The following is a 15,140-nucleotide window of genomic DNA, read 5'->3' as shown; positions in this document are numbered from 1 at the left end:
GGAGGGGGACCGTTCGCGCAGCGAATGGTGGAGGGGTTCCCGCTCGAAACGGCGCCACGTCGCGCGAGTCGCGAGCGTGAACCCCTCCATCACACTTCGTGTGGTCCCCCTCCCCGTTCCGGGGAGGATGAGATGATCCGACCTCATGCCGCACACTCCCGCGCTACCGTCACGTCGTCGAAGGGCAGCACCCGATCGCCGATGATCTGGCCCTGCTCATGGCCCTTGCCGGCGAGCAGGACGATGTCGTCCGCGCCCGCCTGCGCGATCGCCGCCGCAATGGCCTCGCGGCGGCCGCCGATCTCGGTCGCGCCGGGCGCGCCGGCCATCACGTCGCGGCGGATGGCGGCGGGATCCTCGCTGCGCGGATTATCGTCGGTCACGATCACATGGTCGGCGAGCTTCACCGCCACCGCGCCCATTTGCGGACGCTTGCCGGTGTCGCGGTCGCCGCCGGCGCCGAACAGCACGATCAGCCGCCCCTTCGCATGGGGCTTCAGCGCGTCGATCGCGGCCTGGAGCCCGTCCGGCGTGTGCGCATAATCGACATAGACGGGCGCTCCGGCCTTGCTGATCACCGCGCGTTCCAGCCGGCCGCGCACCGGCTGCACCCGCGCCAGATGCTCGAGCGTGCGGGCAAGATCGCCGCCGGTGGCGAGCACGAGGCCAGCCGCAGTCAGCGCATTGGCCGCCTGATAGGCGCCGATCAGCGGCAGCTTGACCGTCCAGCGGCGGCCCTCCGCCTCGATCTCCAGGGTCTGGCCAAGCTGGGTGGGCGTGCGCGTGACGAGACGCAGGGTCTCGCCGCGCACACCCACCGTCAGCCTCCGGAGCCCCCGCTCCAAAGCCAGTTCATCGACCCGCGCGGATGCCGGATCGTCCGCCCAGATCACCGCCGCGCCGTCCGCATCCACCACCTCGGTGAAGAGACGCAGCTTGGCCTCGAGATAGGCCTCCATCGTGCCGTGATAATCGAGATGGTCGCGGCTGAGGTTGGTGAAGGCCGCGGCGCGCACCGGCAGGCCCTCGGTGCGGAACTGCGAGAGGCCGTGGCTCGACGCCTCGAACGCGGCATGGCTCACGCCCTCGCGGCGCAGCCCCGCCATGTTGGAGAGAAATGTGACGATGTCGGGCGTGGTCAGCCCGGTCGAGACCTGGTCGTCCGCTGTGGTGACGCCCAGCGTGCCGATCGAGGCGGCGCTATGGCCCGCCATGCGCCAGAGCTGGCGGGTAAGCTCCACCGTCGAGGTCTTGCCGTTGGTGCCGGTGACGGCGACGGTCGTGTCCGGGAAAGGCGCGAAGAATTGCGCGGCAAGCCGAGCGAAGGCGCGCCGCGGCTCAGCGTCTGCGATGTGGATGGCCCCGGAAACGGCCGCCTCGGGCCGCGCCACGATCGCCACGGCACCGGCCGCCACCGCCGCCTCGATGAAATCCTCGCCGTTGAAGCGCGCGCCCTTGAAGGCGCCGAACACGGTGCCGGGCGCCACCTTGCGGTGATCGATCGCGAAGCCCGTCACCTGGCCTGCCGCGTCCGTGCCGATGAGGGAGCCGAGCCGCATCCTCAATGCCCCTCTTCGCGCACATAGGGGAGAACCTGGGAGAGATCGACCTCCCGGCTTTCGTCCGGAACCACGCCGAGCAGCGGCCCGATGCGACGCACCACGCCCTGGATCACCGGCGCCACGTTCCAGCCCGCGGTGTGGAAGCCATAGGTGTCCTTGGTCGCCTTCGGCTCGTCCAGCATGGCGATCACCACGTAGCGCGGATCGTCCATCGGGAAGACGCCGGCGAAGGAGGTGACGACCGCGCCATGGGTGTAGCGGCCGTTCAGGATCTTCTCGGCGGTGCCGGTCTTGCCGCCAATGCGGAAGCCGGGAGCATCGGCCTTCTTGCCGGTGCCCTTCAGCACCACGAGGCGCAGTAGCGGGCGCATCTTCAGCGAAGTCTGCTCGGTGAAGACGCGGTGACCCGCGGGCAGCGGATGGCCAGGACCGATCTTGAACAGGGTCGCCGGGCGCCAGATGCCGCCGTTGAACAGCGTGGCATAGCCGGTGGCGAGATGCAGCGGCGTCACCGCGATGCCGTGGCCATAGCCCACCGTCATCGTCGCGATCTGGCCCCAATTGTTGCCCGGCGTCAGCGTGCGGCCGCGCTCGGCCAGCTCCACCTGGACCCGGTCGAGGAAGCCGAGCCGCTGCAGGAAGGCGCGCTGGCGCTGCGCGCCCACCTGCTCGGCGATCTGCGCCGTGCCGATGTTGCTCGATTCCTTCATGATCTCGGCAACGCTGCAGCGGCGGCCGAACGGATGGGTATCGGTGATGGTGAAGCGACCGGCATGCAGCGCCTTGGGGCAATCATACATCTGGCCGAAGCTGGTCACGATGCCGCTGTCCATCGCCATGCCGACGGTGAAGGGCTTGAAGGTCGAGCCCAGCTCATAGACGCCCTCGGTCGCGCGGTTGAAGCGCACCGTCACCTGGCCCGGCTCCGGCATCGGGATGTGGCCGGGCGCGTTGGGATTGAAGCTGGGCAGCGAGGTGAGCGCCAGCACCTCGCTCGTGCGCACGTCCAGCACGACGCCGGCCGCGCCGATCGCCGAGAATTTGGCCATGGCGGCGGAGAGCTCGCTCTCCATCGCGGCTTGCACGCGCGTGTCGATCGACAGCGTCACCGGCGCGCCGCGCTGCGCCGGATCGATCAGACGGCTCTGCAGCACGCGCTCCATGCCGGACGCGCCCTTGCCGTCGATGTCCGTCCAGCCGAGCACGTGCGAGGCGAGGCTGGCCTGCGGATAGAGGCGCTCGGGCTCGCGCTGATAGTCGATCGCCGGCTCGCCGATCGCATTGATCTGCTGCACCAGCTCGGGCAGCGCGCGGCGGCGCAGATAGACGAAGCGCCTGCCCGACTTCAGCACCTTCAGATATTGCTCATAGCTATGCTCGGGCATCAGCCGGGCGAACTGGCGCGCCAGCACCTCGGGCGGATTCAGCAGCCGATCGGCATGGATGCCGATCGACCAGGCGTTGATCGTGCTCGCCATCACCACGCCGTTGCGATCGACGATCTCGCCGCGCGCCGGCAGCAGCGCGTCGGAGGGATCATAGGCGGCGGACGGACGGTTGAATGCCCACAGGCAGAGGATACGGATCGAGATCGCGCCGATCGCCGCCACGAACAGCAGCAGCACCATCATCAGGCGCACGTGCGAGAGGGCGATGCTTTCCTGGCGGCGATCGGCCTGCCGCGCCCGCTCCGGGCGCACGACGATCGCGGTCATTGCTGGGCCTTGCGCGTTCCCGCCTTCTCGCCCGCCGCGGTGTGACGCAGCTCGCCGAGGAGACCGTCATCCAGCAATGCCACTTTCTGCACATGATCCACCACCCGGTCCCCCGCAGGACGGATGTAGGTAGCCGAGCGCAGGATCGGCTGATCGGGGCTCGCACTCGCCGGTGCCGGCGCAGGCGCCGGATAGCTGACCGGGATCACCTTGGTTCCGACCGGCGTCTGGTCCTTCGGCTCGCCCACCCGATCCTGGACCGTATCCGCCGGCGACATGTTGAGGCTGGCGAGCTGCATCTCGCCCTTCAGGAACTGGCCGGCCTTCGGCGCCGTGAGCGACAGGACGCTGATGTTCCACTTCTCGATCTGGTTGAGCCCGCCGCGCGTCGCGATCTCGATCCTGAGATCCTGGATGTTGCGCCGCGTGTCGAGGATCGCGCTGTCCAGCGCTTCCACCTTGTTGCGCTCGGATGCGACGCGCAGCGACACGAGGTAGCAGCCGAGCGCCGCGGTGGCGACGGCAGCGACCCAGCCGACGGATCGGAAGCGGGTGGCGATCATGACGGGGAACCTTCTGCGGGGGTGGACCAGGGGGCGGATGCGGTGCGGCGGGCGACGCGCAGCGTGGCGGAGCGCGCCCGCGGATTGCGGGCCAGTTCGTCGGCGCCGGCGCGGACGGGTTTGGCCACGTCCTCGAAGCTCGGCACCGGGCCGGTGGCGCCCGGCATGTCGGGGCGGTGCCGCGAGCCGGCGGGCGTGGCGCCGCTGCGCTGGCGCAGGAAACGCTTCACGATCCGGTCCTCGAGGCTCTGGAACGTGACGACGGCCAGCCTCCCCCCAGGCTTCAGCACGCGTTCGGCAGCCGCCAGGCCATCCTCGAGCTCCCCCAGCTCGCGGTTCAGATGCGCGCGCACCGCCTGGAAGGTGCGCGTCGCCGGATCCTTCTTCTCGTGCGGCTTGTGGCCGGTGGCCCGGCGCACGATGGCCGCGAGTTCCCCGGTGCGGGCGATCGGCCGCGCGGCGACGATCGCCCGCGCGATCCGCCGTGCCTTGGGTTCCTCCCCCAATTCATATATGACGTCGGCAATCTCCGCCTCGTCCGCGCGGTTGAGCCAGTCCGCAGCGCTTTCGCCGGTCTGCTCCATCCGCATGTCGAGCGGCCCGTCGGCCTGGAAGCTGAAACCCCGCTCCGCCCGGTCGAGCTGCATCGAGGAGACGCCGATGTCCAGCGTCACCCCGTCCACCGCGCGGACGCCGCGCGCGGCCAGCGCCTCGTCCATGCGGGAGAAGCGGTCCGGCACCAGGATCAGCCGCCCGCCGCTTTCGGCGACCATCGGCGCGCCCTCGGCGATCGCATCGGGATCGCGATCGAAGGCGTAGACGATCGCGCCGGCGGCCACCATCGCGCGGCTGTACCCACCGGCGCCGAAGGTGCCGTCGACATGGGTCTCGCCCGGCGCGATGGCCAGCGCATCCATCACCTCCCCGATCAGCACGGGCAGATGCCGCTGGGCGACGGGGGCGCTCACAGCGTGATCCCCTTCTCGGTCAGCGCGGACTGGAGCGCGGCGATGACGCGCGGGCTGTTCGCCCGCTCCTCCATCAGGCGGCGCGGATCCCAGATCTGGATGCTGAGGCCGCCGCCCATGAAGAAGGCGAGATCGGTGATCTGGGCAGACTGGCGCAGGCCCGCGGAGAGCACCATCCGCCCGGCATCGTCATAGGTCACTTCGCTGGTGGCGCCGAGCGCGTCGAAGCGCAGATCCTCCAGCATCTCATATTTGTCGACATCGTCGGGCATCGCCGCGACCCGCGCGTCGATTTCCTTGAGGCGCTGCACCATGTAGGTGTCGTCATACGCCTCCAGCGCGGTATAGCGCTCGTGCTTGGCGACCCGCAGCAACTTGGGATTTTCGATTTCGTTGCCGGCAAGGGCCGCCTTCTTGGCGCGCGCGGCGATCCGGCTGCGGAACTGCGAAGGAAGCGAAACCCGTCCCTTCGCGTCGACCGCGTTCAGAAATCCGCCTGAGAAGAGATCGGTGATCTCCAAGCTGCCCCGCCTCCAGGCAGCAGACCCTCCGTGCGGCACCGCGACTGCGGCACTCGAGATTTACGCAACGCGGAAAGGCCCACTGCCCCCAAATGACAAAGGCTGGCGTATCAGGGGATAACATGGATTTCAATACCACCACATACCACCGCTGTGCACTAAATGGTCTGCGTTGGATTTCGGCCACACAGAAAAAGGGCGTAAAAGCGCGGTTGTTCTTCTTTTGTACGTATCTCCAAGCCTGTGGATAACTATGTTGACTTCTTCCGTGGGCGCTGTGCGCCGGCGGTTGGCAACTGCGCCGCGTTAACCTTCTAGCGCAGTGGGGAATCGCCGATAAGCGCCGAATTCCACGATTCGACGGCGGTAGCGGGCGGTCCGTGAGTTAATGATGGGATTTTATCCCCAGCTTTAAATCCGGACGCGATTCCGCCTCATCCGGACGCAGTTCCCCTGAGTGGGATGAAAAACCATGGCCATCCCGATCATGCGCCAAAGGGCGCATTGCCAAGCGCCGCTCAGTGAGCGGCCGGCTTCGGCTGTCCGGGCGAAGGGGGCGGGGTCGTCTTTCCGGGGGCGTTGCCGGGTGCGACGCCGAGCTCGGCCAGCGGATCGTTGGGCACGCTGGCGCCGTTGGTATAAGGTTCGCCGTTCAGCGTGACGATGTCATCGTTGACGACCAGATCCGGCTTCAGCGTCGGCTCCGCCTCCGGCTTGAACGCGCCGAAGATCGCGGCCGCGAGAATCACCAGCAGGAAGACGCAGGCCAGACCAGTCAGACCGACGCGTACCCTTTGCATGCGCTCCCTTCCACGTTCCGGCGGCCCGACAGACGCATCACGAACGTCCGAGGCTAGACCAGAGCAATCCGATTGTCGAACGCGTTTACCACGATCAGGCGAGCCAGGGCGGAACCGCGAGCCCCTTCGCGACCAGCCATTCGCGGTTGAACAGCGTGGAGAGATAGCGCAACCCGCTGTCGCACAGGATGGTCACGATCGTCTTGCCCGGGCCGAGATCCCTGGCCAGGCGGATGGCGCCGGCGATATTGATGCCGGTGGACAGGCCGACGCAGAGCCCCTGTGTGGCGAGCAGCGCATGCACCTGCTCCAACCCCTCCTCGTCCGAAATCCGATATTGGGCATCGATCGGCGCGCCTTCGAGATTGGCGGTGATCCGGCCCTGGCCGATGCCCTCGGCGACGGAGCTGCCCTCCGCCTTCAATTCGCCGCAGGCGTAATAATTATAGAGAGCGGCGCCGTGCGGATCGCTGAGCGCCACGGTGATGCTCTCGTCATAGGCCTTCAGGCCGAGCCCGGTGCCGGCCAGCGTGCCGCCGGTGCCGACCGCACAGGTGAACCCGTCGATGCGGCCGCCGGTCTGCTCCCAGATCTCCGGCGCGGTGCCGCGGATATGCGCCATGCGGTTGGCGATATTGTCGAACTGGTTGGCCCACAGCGCATTCTCCGTCTCCTCCGCGATGCGGCGCGAGGTGTGGACGAAATGGGCGGGGTTGGAATAGGCGGCGGCCGGCACGAGCACGAGCTCGGCGCCGAGCGCGCGCAGCGTATCCATCTTCTCCCGGCTCTGCGTCTCGGGCATGACGATGATCGTCTTGTAGCCCTTGGCATTGGCAACGAGCGCGAGGCCGATGCCGGTATTGCCGGCGGTGCCCTCCACGATCACCCCGCCGGGACGCAGCGTGCCGTTCTGCTCGGCATCCTCGACGATGTAGAGCGCGGCGCGATCCTTCACCGATCCGCCCGGATTCATGAACTCGCACTTGCCGTATATCTCGCAGCCGATGGCCTCGCTCGGGCCGTTCAGACGGACGAGAGGCGTGTTGCCGATGAGGGCGAGCGTATCGGCGGCGGGCGGGACAGGTGCTGGCATCGCGGCGGGATAGCCCGTTCGCGGTCCCAACGGCAAGGGAGCAACTCTTGTGCCCGCAAAAGCACGGATGTGCCCTGCCCCGGCCGTCGCAAGACGGCTTCAGAGCAGCCAGCTTCCGGTCAGGGCCGTTACGTCGCCGGTGAACAGGATCGCCATGTCCGCATTGCCGTCGCCATCGGCATCGAACGAAGCGGTGGTGGTGTCCGTGCCCGCATCGAAGGTGACGGTGAACTCGCCCGCGCTGTGGGTGAAAGTGCCGACCCGGTGGAAGGCCTGGTCGCCGCTCGCGCTGCTGTCGGCATCGATCGCGGAGAGATCGAGCATGTCGCCCGCGGTGAAGTCGGTGATCCGGTCGCTCGCCGCCACCGTGCTGTCGCTCAGCGTGGAATAGACGAACCGATCCGCCTGCGCGCCGCCGGTCAGCGTGTCCGCGCCGGATCCCCCGACCAGCGTGTCGCGGCCGACGCCGCCGAGGAGGATGTCGGCGCCGCCCGCGCCCGACAGCAGGTCGTCGCCATAGCCGCCGTCGATCCGGTTGGCCTGTGCCGATCCGCTGAGCGTGTCGGCATGGGCGGAGCCGATCAGATTCTCGATCGACGAGAAGCTGTCGATCCCCGCCCCGCCGGTATTCTGCGCAATGACCAGCGCCAGGCTCGCCGTGATGCCGTCCGCCGCGCCGGCATAGCTCGCCGTATCGCTGCCCGCGCCGCCGATGAGCGTATCGTTGCCGAGGCCGCCGATGAGGATGTCGTTGCCGGCATTGCCGGTCAGCACATTGTTGCCCGCATCGCCGGTCAGCTGGTCGTCATGCGCGCTGCCGGTGAGATTCTCGATGCCGGCCAGCGTGTCGGTGCCCGCCGAAAGCGTCGACTGGGCCGTGGCGATCGCCAGGCTGACGCGGACGGCGCCCGTTGCCGTGGCGTAGCTCGCCGTATCCACGCCGTCGCCGCCATACAGGCTGTCATTGCCGAGGCCGCCGGTCAGCACATCGTCTCCCGCGCCGCCGTCGAGCATATTGCCCCATTCGCTGCCGGTGAGCGTGTCGGCATAGGCCGAGCCGACGACATTCTCGACATTGCGGACCGCGTCGCTGCCGGCGCCGCCGGTATCCTGATAGCTGCCGGTCGCGAGGGTGAGCGTGATGCCGGCGCCCGCCTCCGCAAAGCTCAGCGTGTCGATGCCAGCCCCGCCGTCGATCAGGTCGTCGCCCAGCCCGCCGACGAGGCTGTCGTTGCCCGCGCCGCCATAGAGGCTGTTCGCGCCCGCATCTCCGGTCAGCGTATCGGCATCGGACGAGCCGATCAGCCCCTCGATGCCGATCAGCATGTCCGATCCCGCGCCGCCCGTCGCGGAGCCGTCCACGAGGCTCGCTATCACGCCCGCCGTCGCCGCGGCGTAGCTGGCGATGTCATGGCCCGCGCCGCCGTCGAGCGTGTCGTCGCCGAGGCCGCCGGCCAACACGTCATTGCCATCGCCACCGGCCAGCAGGTTCGTGCCGGCATCGCCGGTCAGCATGTCGTCATGCGCCGAGCCGGTGATATTCTCGAAACCCGACAGCGTGTCGTTGCCCGCACCGGTCGCCTGCGCCGCCTTCACGGCGAGGCTGGCGCGCACCCCAACCAGCGAGCTCGCATAGCTCAGCGTATCGATGCCGGCGCCGCCATAGAGATAGTCGGTACCCGCCGCCGCACCGCCATCGATCAGGTCGTCGCCGTCGCCGCCGGTCAGGACGTTGGTGCCGCCGCTGCCGGTGATCCTATCGTCGAGCGCGGTGCCGATCACATTCTCGATGCTCGCCAGCGTATCGCTGCCCGCGCCGCCCGTCGCCGTGCCTGCCGCCAGATCGACAGTCTCGCCCGACGACGCGGCGGAATAATCCACCGTGTCGTTGCCCGCGCCGCCATCGAGCACATCGTCGCCGAGCCCGCCGTCCAGCGTGTCGGCACCGCCCTCGCCCGACAACAGGTTGGCGCCGCCGTCACCGGTCAAGCTGTCGCCGGAGTTGGAGCCCTCAATATTCTCGATGCCGGACAGCGTGTCATTGCCTGCCCCGCCGCTCGCCATGCCGGTCGCAAGGCTCACCGTCACGCCGCCGGCGGCACCCGCATAGTTCGCCGTGTCCGTCCCGGCGCCGCCGACGAGGCTGTCGCCGCCCGCGCCGCCGCTCAGCCAGTCGTCGCCCGCATCGCCGGAGAGGCTATCGCTGTCCGCCCCGCCCTGAATCCGGTCATCGCCGTCGCCGCCGGCCAGAGCGTCGTCCCCACCATAGCCGAAGACGAGATCGTTGCCGCCGCCGGCCAGGACGGCCTCGCTGCCGCTGCCGCCATAGATATGATCCTCATAGGCCGATCCGGTCACCCGCTCGATCGAGACCAGCGTGTCGACGCCCGCGCTGCCCGTTCCCGTGCTCGTCGCGAACTCGACCACCACGCCAGACGCCGCGCCGCTATAGTCCACCGTGTCGAAACCCGCCCCGCCGTCGAGCAGATTGTCACCATCGCCGCCGGAGAGCGTGTCGTCACCGTCGCCGCCCGCGAGGCTGTCATTGCCCGCGCCGCCATACAGGCTGTTCGAACCCGCATCGCCGGTCAGCTGGTCGTCATAGGCCGAGCCCAGCACATTCTCGATCGAGACCAGCGTGTCGCTGCCCGCGCCGCCCGTCGCCGTGCCCGCCACCAGATCGACGACCACCGCCGAGGCGGCGGCGGAATAATCCGCCGTGTCGGCACCCGCGCCGCCATCGAGCGTGTCGTTGCCGAGGCCGGCGTCGATCGCGTCGTTGCCATCGGCGCCCTGGATGAGGTTCGCGCCGTCATCGCCGATCAGTAGATCGTCGAAGGCCGAACCGGCAATATTCTCGAATCCGTTCAGAATGTCGCTGCCGGCGCCGCCGCTCGACACACCCGCCGCCAGGCTCACCGTCACCGCGGCAGCGGCGCCGGCATAGCTCGCCGTGTCGTTGCCGCCGCCGCCAGCGAGAATATCGTCGCCCGCGCCGCCTTCGAGCGTGTCGTTGCTGCCTGCACCGGTGAGTATGTCGTCGAATGCCGAGCCGACCAGCCGCTCGATGCCGGACAGTGTATCGCCCTCCGCGTCGCCGCCGCTACCGGTGCCAGTGGTGAGATTGACGATCACCGGATCGGCCGAGGCGGAATAATCCGCCGTGTCGTTGGCGCCCGCCCCACCCTGCAGCGAATCGGCCCCGCCGCCGCCGATCAGCACGTCGTCGCCCGCGCCGCCCAGCAATATGTCGTTGCCGCCATTGCCGGCGAGCCGATCGTCGCCGCCCTGGCCGTTGATGGTGTTGGCGGCGGCGCTGCCGGACAGCATGTCGCCACCGGTGTTCGATCCGATCAGGTTGACGATGCCGACGAGGAAATCGCCCTGCGCATCGCCGCCGAAGCCCTGCGTCGCGCCGTTGAGCTGCAGGTTGATGCCCAGCATCGGCAAGGTGAGGCTGACGATCGCCGACAGATCGACGATCACGCCGTCCACCGAGGTGGTGTAATCGGCGGCATCGATGCCGGAGAGGGTGACGATGCCGGCCGCGTTGAGCAGGCCGCCGATGATCACGTCCGCGCCGGCGCCACCGCGGATCACGTCGTCGCCGGACCAGCCGATCGCGATATCGTCGCCGCCGAGCGCATCGACGAAATCGTTGCCGATGCCCTGGATGGGGCCGATGATCAGATCGGGTATGATTTCGGCGCCGTTGCTGCCGGTGAAAGTCGCCATGATAGCCCCCGTGCGCTAACGCCGCCGACATATGTGGCGACACGGAAAAACAGCCGCGTTTTTCCTACCAACCCCTTGATCGGTAAGATGATGCGGTGCGCGCAAAGTCGGTCCGGCGGCTTGTCCGCTTCTTTCCGGACATGGTTAAGATTTCGATTTCGATCCGGAATGGAGGATGGCTTTGCACGCCGAGGAAGCGCCTGAAATCATGCGCGGACGGCAGAGTTGAAGCGGAATGACGTCAGCCCATCCCGCTGCAGCGAAGTCTTTACGGTCGCATCCTTCCCGCGGAGTATCGATTCCCCCTTTCCGCAGGATACTCCAGAGCGGCTTGCGATCCGATTGCATCGGATCAGCCGCTCTCACTCTGTCTGATATCGCGATTTCCGAGCCAGCAGGTGAGACCACCTGCTTCGAAATCGCCCTAGTCTAATCCGCGTTGTCGACCTTTCTCACCTCGACGAGCCTCTCGTCGAACGTATCGAGCAAGCGGGCATTGATGCCCATTTTACCGAAGTCTTCCCCGAGGGTCTGCCAGTGCGTACCGCAACCGCAGATCGGGCAGTGGTGAATGCCGATCATGCGATCGCCCCAGACATAGGCCGTAGTCTTGCCCGAGATGGTCACCTGTTCCGGCGGGAAATAAGCGACGCGCCACGACAGCCGCCGACAGAGCGAGCAATTGCAGTCGGCCACCCATTGCGGCTCGGTCGGCAACTCAATCTGCACATTGCCGCAGTGACAGCTTCCCCGCACGCTCATCGCGATTCTCTACCGCGATTTTTGAGCATGCACTACAGGCGAAAGCGGGCAGAGCCGTACCGCCGCCCGCTCGCCGCGGCAGAGCTCCCGGGCCTAGAGCAGCCAGGTGCTCGTTAGCGCCGTCACATCGCCGGTAAACAGGATCGCCATGTCGGCATTGGCATCGCCATTGGTGTCGAACAGGGCGGTGGTAGTGTTCGCACCCGCATCGTAGCTGAGCGTGAACTCGCCCGCCGTATGGGTGAAGGCCGATGCTTGTACGAAAGCCTGGTTGCCCGAAACCGCGCTGCTGGCATCGATCGCAGAGACGTCGAGGATGTCGCCCGACGCGAAGTCAGTGATCCGGTCCGCCGTCGCCACGATGCTCTCGCCGACCGCGGTATAGACGAAGCGGTCGCTCTGCGTGCCGCCGGTCAACGTATCCGCGCCGCCACCGCCGATCAGCGTATCCGTGCCGACATTGCCGATGAGGATGTCGTCGCCGCCCGCGCCCCTGAGGACGTCGTTGCCATAGCCGCCGTCGACCGTGTCGTTCGAAGAGCCAGCGTCGATCGTGTCGCTGCCGTTGCCGCCGGAGATGACGTTCGCCTGCGCCGAACCGGTGATCACATCGTCATAGGCCGATCCGGTGATGTTTTCGATCGACAGGAATGTGTCGATGCCGGCACCGCCGGTATCCTGCGCGGTGGTGAGGAGCAGGCTCAAGGTCACGCCGCTCGTCGCATTGGCATAGCTCGCCGTATCGATGGCCGCGCCGCCATACAGCATGTCGTTCCCAGCGCCGCCGATCAGCAGGTCGTTGCCGGCATTGCCGGTGAGGATGTTGTTACCGGCGTCTCCGGTGAGCTGATCGTCATAGGCACCGCCCGTGAGGTTCTCGATCCCCGACAGAGTGTCGGAACCAGCCGAGATGGTCGATTGCGCCGTGGCGATCGTCAGGTTCACGCGGATGGCGCCAGCGGCCGTCGCATAGCTCGCCGTGTCGATCCCGTCGCCACCATAGAGGCTATCGTTGCCGAGGCCGCCGATGAGCACGTCGTCGGCCGCCCCGCCGGTCAGGACATTGGCGAATTCATTGCCGGTCAGCGTGTCGTTATACGCCGAGCCGATCACATTCTCGACGGTCTGGACGATGTCAGTGCCGGCTCCGCCGGTATTCTGCGAACTGGCGCTGACGAGGGTCAGCGAGATGCCCGCCGCAGCATCCTCATAGCTCACCGTATCGATGCCGCTGCCGCCGTAGAGCTTGTCGTTGCCCGCGCCGCCATAGAGCAGATCGTTGCCGAGGCCGCCAGTCAGCACGTCGTTGCCCGCGCCGCCATAAAGGCTGTTGGCGTCGCCATCGCCTGTCAGCACATCGTCGAAACCAGTCCCGATCACTCCCTCTATCGCCGAGAAGGTGGCGGTGCCGGTGCTACCCGAAAAGACACCGGTCGACAGATCGACAATCACCGACGATCCGAAATCGGCGAAGCTGGCGATGTCCACGCCGGCGCCACCATAGAGGCCGTCATCGCCCGCACCGCCCGCGAGTATGTCGTCGCCATCACCACCATAGAGGCTGTCGTCGCCGTCGCCGCCGACGAGCCGATTTGCCAGCGCGTCTCCAGTCAGCGTGTCGCCGAAGCCGGATCCGACCAGATTCTCGATGGCGACAAGGCTGTCGGTATCGACGCCCACGGTCGCGGCACCGCTCACCAAGCTGGCGGCGACCGCGGCCGCCGCGGTGGCATAAGATGCCGTATCGATCCCCGCGCCGCCATCGAGAATGTCGCTGCCGGTGCCGCCGTCAAGACCATCGTTGCCATCGCCGCCCAGCAGCAAATCGTCGCCGTCATCGCCGCTGAGCTCATCGTCGCCGGTATAGCCGTCGATGCCGTCATCGCCGGCGCCGCCGTGGATCCCGTCATCGCCGCCAAGGCCATAGAGCAGGTTGGCGGCCGCGTTGCCGCTGAGTTGATCGTCGAATGCCGAGCCGGCGAGATCCTCGATCCCGGCCAAGGTGTCGGTGCCGGCTCCACCCGTATTCTGCGCCCCGGCCAGGCCGAGATCAACGGTCACCGCCGCCGTCGCTTCGTCATAATTGACCAGGTCGAAGCCGGCACCACCGTCCATAAGATCATTGCCGGCGCCGCCCTTCAGCATGTCGTCGCCGCCACCACCGTAAAGGCCGTCATTCCCGTTTCCTCCATAGAGGAAATTGGCGCCGCCACTGCCACGGAGCACATCGTTGAAGGCGGACCCGATAATGTCTTCCATACCCGCCAGCGTGTCGGTTCCCGCTCCCCCCGTGTTCTGCGCAGTGGCGAGGCCGAGGTCGACCGATACTCCAGCGGTGGCGTTGCCGTAGTTTGCGACGTCAAATCCATTGCCGCCGTCCAGCATATCGTTGCCGGCTCCGCCTTCGAGCACATCGTCACCGTCGAGGCCATAGAGCGCGTTGTCACCATTGCTGCCGCGCAGCGTATCGTCATAAAGCGATCCCGCCAGTATTTCGACATTGATCAATGTGTCGATGCCTGCGCCGAGCGTATCCTGCGCAGTCGTCAGACCGAGATCGATCGAAACCGCTGAAGTCGCATCGAAGTAGGTCGCGGTATCCGATCCAGCACCGCCATCCAATACATCATTGCCGGCGCCTCCATGCATCAGATCGTTCCCGAATCCCCCTGTAATGGTATCGTCCGCGGCACCTCCGTCGATCTGGTCGTCTCCATCCCACCCGTAGAGCGTGTTGGTGCCGCCATCCCCGATTAAAACGTCGCCATAGGCTGAGCCCGTGAGGTTTTCGATGTCGCTCAACGTATCTAAGCCGGCACCGATCGTATTCTGCGCGGTCGAAAGGCTGAGGTCGACGAATACCGCCGCCGTCGCCAGATCGTAGCTCGCCGTATCGGAGCCCTCTTCACCTTTAAGTATATCGTTTCCGGCCCCGCCTTCGAGCAGATCGTCCCCCAGACCTCCCCGGAGAATATCATTCCCGTTTCCGCCAAATATGAAGTCACGGCCACCGAGTCCTGCGATATTATTGTCGCCTGCGCTGCCATAGAAGAGGTCGTCATATGACGATCCTTCAAGATCTTCGATATTGATAAGCTGGTCCACGCCCGCCGCAAACGTATCCTGAGACCCCGAAAGGGAAAGGTCGACCCTCACTGCTCCGGTTGCAGAGGCATAACTTGCGACATCTTCGCCACCCTGTCCGTCGAGGGTGTCGTTACCGGCACCACCATAGAGATAGTCCGTATCGTTTCCACCGACGAGAAGGTCGTCGCCATCATCTCCCGAGAGGAAGTCGCTCCCGCCGCCGCCGTAGAGTGAATCGGCCCCCGCGCCGCCATAGATGAAGTCCGCGATGGCAAAGCCACCTTGATCGCCGTAGATCGTGTCCTTGCCTGGCGTTCCATAATAGGTTGGCATG

The 15,140-nt window shown here is 66.8% G+C and carries 10 protein-coding genes; all 10 read right to left on the bottom strand.

The features are described from left to right. Positions 1–143: 143 nt before the first annotated feature. Positions 144–1,559 carry a UDP-N-acetylmuramoyl-L-alanyl-D-glutamate--2,6-diaminopimelate ligase gene (locus GQY20_RS05400; protein WP_157215961.1) on the bottom strand — a complete coding sequence of 472 codons (1,416 nt, stop codon included), beginning with the start codon at positions 1,557–1,559 and terminating at the stop codon, positions 144–146. Positions 1,560–1,561: 2 nt separating this feature from the next. After that, positions 1,562–3,277, bottom strand: a complete 1,716-nt coding sequence (locus GQY20_RS05395; protein ID WP_157215960.1) for a peptidoglycan D,D-transpeptidase FtsI family protein — start codon at positions 3,275–3,277, stop codon at positions 1,562–1,564. Beyond that, complete coding sequence (locus GQY20_RS05390) at positions 3,274–3,840, bottom strand: hypothetical protein (protein WP_157215959.1); 567 nt, start codon at positions 3,838–3,840, stop codon at positions 3,274–3,276. The genes GQY20_RS05395 and GQY20_RS05390 overlap by 4 nt, the downstream gene beginning before the upstream one ends. Then, complete coding sequence (rsmH, locus tag GQY20_RS05385) at positions 3,837–4,808, bottom strand: 16S rRNA (cytosine(1402)-N(4))-methyltransferase RsmH (RefSeq protein WP_269769721.1); 972 nt, start codon at positions 4,806–4,808, stop codon at positions 3,837–3,839. Before rsmH ends, GQY20_RS05390 begins: the two co-directional genes overlap by 4 nt. Further along, complete coding sequence (locus GQY20_RS05380; RefSeq protein ID WP_157215958.1) at positions 4,805–5,329, bottom strand: division/cell wall cluster transcriptional repressor MraZ; 525 nt, start codon at positions 5,327–5,329, stop codon at positions 4,805–4,807. Before GQY20_RS05380 ends, rsmH begins: the two co-directional genes overlap by 4 nt. A gap of 518 nt (positions 5,330–5,847) precedes the next feature. After that, positions 5,848–6,129, bottom strand: a complete 282-nt coding sequence (locus GQY20_RS05375) for a hypothetical protein (protein ID WP_157215957.1) — start codon at positions 6,127–6,129, stop codon at positions 5,848–5,850. 94 nt (positions 6,130–6,223) lie between these two features. Next, positions 6,224–7,222, bottom strand: a complete 999-nt coding sequence (locus tag GQY20_RS05370; protein WP_157215956.1) for a cysteine synthase A — start codon at positions 7,220–7,222, stop codon at positions 6,224–6,226. Positions 7,223–7,321: 99 nt separating this feature from the next. Next, positions 7,322–10,957, bottom strand: a complete 3,636-nt coding sequence (locus GQY20_RS05365) for a beta strand repeat-containing protein (protein WP_157215955.1) — start codon at positions 10,955–10,957, stop codon at positions 7,322–7,324. Positions 10,958–11,386: 429 nt separating this feature from the next. Then, on the bottom strand, positions 11,387–11,719 hold the full coding sequence (locus GQY20_RS05360; RefSeq protein ID WP_157215954.1) for a GFA family protein: 333 nt from the start codon (positions 11,717–11,719) through the stop codon (positions 11,387–11,389). A 93-nt stretch (positions 11,720–11,812) separates the two neighbouring features. Continuing rightward, entirely contained in the window at positions 11,813–15,139 is a 3,327-nt protein-coding gene (locus GQY20_RS05355) for a beta strand repeat-containing protein (RefSeq protein ID WP_157215953.1), read from the bottom strand. Position 15,140 lies beyond the last annotated feature (1 nt).

It is taken from the genome of Flavisphingomonas formosensis, from assembly GCF_009755815.1.
Classification (GTDB): Bacteria; Pseudomonadota; Alphaproteobacteria; order Sphingomonadales; family Sphingomonadaceae; genus Flavisphingomonas; species Flavisphingomonas formosensis.
Note: the sequence above shows the minus strand (reverse complement) of the source record. Positions and strands in the feature narration are given on the sequence as shown.

Bases quoted from the DNA above. Each gene is read 5' to 3' on its own strand.
- GQY20_RS05400 (WP_157215961.1), bottom strand. From the start codon at position 1,559: ATGCGGCTCGGCTCCCTCATCGGCACGGACGCGGCAGGCCAGGTGACG.
- GQY20_RS05395 (WP_157215960.1), bottom strand. From the start codon at position 3,277: ATGACCGCGATCGTCGTGCGCCCGGAGCGGGCGCGGCAGGCCGATCGC.
- GQY20_RS05390 (WP_157215959.1), bottom strand. From the start codon at position 3,840: ATGATCGCCACCCGCTTCCGATCCGTCGGCTGGGTCGCTGCCGTCGCC.
- GQY20_RS05375 (WP_157215957.1), bottom strand. From the start codon at position 6,129: ATGCAAAGGGTACGCGTCGGTCTGACTGGTCTGGCCTGCGTCTTCCTG.
- GQY20_RS05370 (WP_157215956.1), bottom strand. From the start codon at position 7,222: ATGCCAGCACCTGTCCCGCCCGCCGCCGATACGCTCGCCCTCATCGGC.
- GQY20_RS05365 (WP_157215955.1), bottom strand. From the start codon at position 10,957: ATGGCGACTTTCACCGGCAGCAACGGCGCCGAAATCATACCCGATCTG.
- GQY20_RS05360 (WP_157215954.1), bottom strand. From the start codon at position 11,719: ATGAGCGTGCGGGGAAGCTGTCACTGCGGCAATGTGCAGATTGAGTTG.
- GQY20_RS05355 (WP_157215953.1), bottom strand. From the start codon at position 15,139: ATGCCAACCTATTATGGAACGCCAGGCAAGGACACGATCTACGGCGAT.